At 35.1% G+C, this 3,602-nt stretch carries 5 protein-coding genes; all 5 read left to right on the top strand.

What is annotated here, in order from left to right:
- Positions 1–289: 289 nt before the first annotated feature.
- Entirely contained in the window at positions 290–628 is a 339-nt protein-coding gene (locus tag JVV30_RS11575; RefSeq protein ID WP_165628179.1) for a plasmid mobilization protein, read from the top strand.
- The gene (locus tag JVV30_RS11570; RefSeq protein WP_165628178.1) at positions 610–1,719 is read left to right on the top strand and encodes a relaxase/mobilization nuclease domain-containing protein; all 1,110 of its coding nucleotides are present in this window, start codon (positions 610–612) and stop codon (positions 1,717–1,719) included. Before JVV30_RS11575 ends, JVV30_RS11570 begins: the two co-directional genes overlap by 19 nt.
- A gap of 324 nt (positions 1,720–2,043) precedes the next feature.
- Complete coding sequence (locus tag JVV30_RS11565; RefSeq protein WP_165628177.1) at positions 2,044–2,217, top strand: hypothetical protein; 174 nt, start codon at positions 2,044–2,046, stop codon at positions 2,215–2,217.
- 451 nt (positions 2,218–2,668) lie between these two features.
- Complete coding sequence (locus JVV30_RS11560) at positions 2,669–2,830, top strand: ribbon-helix-helix domain-containing protein (protein WP_165628176.1); 162 nt, start codon at positions 2,669–2,671, stop codon at positions 2,828–2,830.
- 82 nt (positions 2,831–2,912) lie between these two features.
- Positions 2,913–3,482, top strand: coding sequence for a replication protein (locus JVV30_RS11555; RefSeq protein ID WP_069996713.1), 570 nt, complete (start codon positions 2,913–2,915; stop codon positions 3,480–3,482).
- Positions 3,483–3,602: the final 120 nt, after the last annotated feature.

Genomic DNA, 3,602 nt, shown 5'->3' with positions numbered 1-3,602 from the left:
TCAGTCCCTTTTTGCGTTAGCAAAAACAGGGGGATTGGGGAGCGCCCCAACAAGTAGGTGTATGGGTACCATACACGTATCTTGCCAAAGCTCTCTCATCAATGCTATGATGAGACCGTAAAGTTGTTTATTTAATTGTTGCCAACAATTAAATAATTCAACATACGGGCGTTTTTTAGGGTGGCGCAAATATTAAGCGCCAGACTAAAAACATGATAGCTTTAGGGGGCAAATTTGACGGCACATTTTTGCCGTCGCCCCCTAAACTTGATGAAGAGAGGTGCGATTGTTGGCTACGGAGAATAGACGAGAACGCAAGCAGATAAAATTCAGAGTAACTGAACAAGAGTATGAGCGATTAGAACAAATGGCAGAAACGTTAAATACATCTGTTCCAATGCTTGCGAAAGATGCAACGCAGAAAAAACGTATAAAAGCACCATTGATTGATAGACAAGGTGCAATTGAAATTGCGAAAGAATTAAGGGCAATTGGAACGAATATTAATCAGATTACAAGAGCAGTGAATACAAAAGAATTAATTGATTATGACATAGGAAACGCACTATTGGACGAATTAGGCGATTTAAGAAACGAGATGGGGAAACTATGGCAGTTATTAAAATAAGCGCTACAAAGTCTTTAAATAGGCTTATATCGTATGCAGAAAAGAAAGCAGAAGTGCAATCAGGTGTAAATGTCGATGATGAATTTGCGAAAGAGCAGATGAAAACAACACGAATGATATTTAATAAAAATGACGGACGACAGGGTTATCATTTAATTCAGTCATTCGATCCAGAAGATAATATCACACCAGAAGAAGCCAATGAGATAGGTCAAGAATTAGCAAAAGAAGTTGCACCAGACCATGAAATAACGATTTATACGCATACAGACAGAGACCATATTCATAATCATATATGCATAAATAGTGTGAATATGAATACAGGGAAAAAATTTGTGAATGATAGAAATAAGCTTTATGAAATGCGTAATAAAAGTAATGAGTTATGTCAAAGATACAATTTAGTTAATTCTAGCAACAAACAGGCACAAATTAGGTACACACAGGCAGAAAGAGCAATCATAGAAAAAGGTCAAATCAGTTGGAAAGATGAAATTAGACAAGCGATTGATAAAGAAAAATTAAATGCGAATAGCTTTGATGAATTTAAAGATAATATGCAAGAGAACTACGGTATTGAAGTTAAGGAACGTGGAAAGAATATCAGTTTCAAACATCCCGATAAAAAAGCATTTGTTAGAGGTAAAACTTTAGGCAATGCTTACGAGAAAGGAACGATAAACAATGAGCTTAACAGAGAGAGTGAACGAACAGAACAACAGACGCAATCAGATAGACCAAAACAAGTTGCTAGAACAAATGAAAGACCTAGAGGCACAGATAAGAACGTTGAGAAACGAGCCGATGTTACTAGAATCGAGCATTACTCAAGAGATAACGGCGATACACAAAGCGTCGGACAAGATACTAAACCAAATCACAAAGGCACAAAAAGAAATAGCAAGCGAGAACGAGACTTCCGTAGAGCATTTGAAAAGCATAATGAGCGCACTGCAGAACTTAATGGACGAGCAGATGAAGAACTTCCAGACAGAGAACAAGAAAATGTTAGAGACAATCAAGCCGACATTGGAGAAGATAGAGCAGAGCCACAACTCGAAATTGAACTCGATGGACCAGAACTTCAGTAATATGATTGGGCATATTCGCCATATAAACAACGTAAATGCCCTTAAAAGCCAATTAATTACAATTGGGGGTTCAAGTATCCTAACAACGATATTAGTGCTTATATTGCATTTTATAGGGGTTATATGAGCCATATAAGAGATTAAGCACGTTTTATGCCGAGAAAATCTATTTGTCGATGAGAGCCCTTAATTAGACTAAAAGCGCCAGCGGTCGGATAGCGTCAGCTATCAAATCGACCGATGGACAGCTTTAGGATTATTAAGGAGCGCAGAATCGTCGGCAAATAGAGGAATTGGAATAAACATAAAAAGGGAGTGCGCAAAGTGAATGATGATAAAAAAGAATTAGTAATTAGAGAACTAGAGTATATTAAAGGCTCAGTTGAAGAATTGAAGGCTTTCTTGGATAGATATGACGATGAAACGATAATTGGGCGTATTGTAGAAATAGAGGCGAGAACACAAAAGATATTTAATAATATAAAAAAAGAGCACTGATCCTTTTTGGGTCAGTGCTCTTTTATAGCATATTGCCTCACTAACAGAGGTTAATAGTGCATTTGTTTTATTACGTTTGCGCACTAACGCCAAACGACAGACAGGTTTATACCAGTTAGTTGAAACGCCAACCTTCCGTAAACGTTTCTGGTGTTATTCTTGATTAATTTTTATATCTGCTATGAATAACTTAGCCGATTCTACAATATGCTATTAGAATGTTATAACATGATATGAAATGTCACGCCAATTTTAGTAATTTTTTGGTTTTTGGGTTAGTGTTTTTTTCGGGGGTTATTTCACATATTTTTGGGGTGTTTTCCTAGGGGGGTACTACGACCCCCCCTAGGAGTGCATTGTGCATTGTGAAAAATAATGAGCATATTATTGACTTTATGCGCATATACATGTATATTGAACACATAAGCAATTTTGGAGGTGTTTTTTGATATTGGAGAATAAAAAAGAGAGAAAAAGATTAAATATTACATTACCGCCAGAGCTAATTGAGGAATTAGAAAAAGTGAATAAAAAATATAAAATAAATAAGTCTAGTCAGATTGAAACGTTAATCACTAAATATTTAAGAAAGGAGTATGGTGATTTAGGATAAAAAAAAGAACCTTGCCCCAACAAGATTCTTTTTGCGATGATGTCATGACCTGACATGTTTTGTTAATCACCAATATAATACCATGGCTAAATACACTAAATCAAGAACGTGGGGTATGGTTGTTTACCCAGAATCAGCCCCCGAAAATTGGCAAGAATTATTAGAGGAAACTTTTATGCAATTTGCAGTTTCTCCTTTGCATGATAAAGATACAAATCCAGATGGAGAAATAAAAAAACCACATTGGCATGTAATATTAATATGGGATGGGCCGGTTACTCAAAATGCAGCAATGAAAATAGCTGAAAAAGTAAATGCGCCTCAACCTGTTAAATTAGAAAGCGTGCGTGGTGCATATAGATATTTCACTCACATGGATAACCCTGAAAAATATCAATACGATGAAAAAGATATAAAATTATATAATGGCTTTGATATTTCTTCTTATGTGTCATTAACAAAAGAAGAAAAGTATGAAGCTATTGGAAAGATAATGGATATAATTAACGATAATGGAATTACAGAATATATAGATTTATTAAACATACTTAGAATGAATGACTATAATTTATTTAAAGTTGCTTGTGATAACACTATATTGTTTACAAATGTTGTACGTTCGCTTAGACATTCAGAAGATAAGCGAAGATGATTTTGAACTTTGAGAATTTAATTTTATTCTACGAGTTTAAACGAGTAGATCATAAAATTAAATGAACATATAGCAACCATATTTTTGGTTGCTGGGTTTTGAACTTTGGGACTGATTTAT

This window comes from Staphylococcus sp. GDY8P47P, from assembly GCF_016892225.1.
GTDB lineage: Bacteria > Bacillota > Bacilli > Staphylococcales > Staphylococcaceae > Staphylococcus > Staphylococcus borealis.
This window is presented reverse-complemented; position numbering and strand designations above follow the sequence as displayed.

Excerpts from the sequence above, each read along its gene's own strand:
- JVV30_RS11570 (WP_165628178.1), top strand. The coding sequence starts at position 610 with ATGGCAGTTATTAAAATAAGCGCTACAAAGTCTTTAAATAGGCTTATA.
- JVV30_RS11555 (WP_069996713.1), top strand. The coding sequence starts at position 2,913 with ATGGCTAAATACACTAAATCAAGAACGTGGGGTATGGTTGTTTACCCA.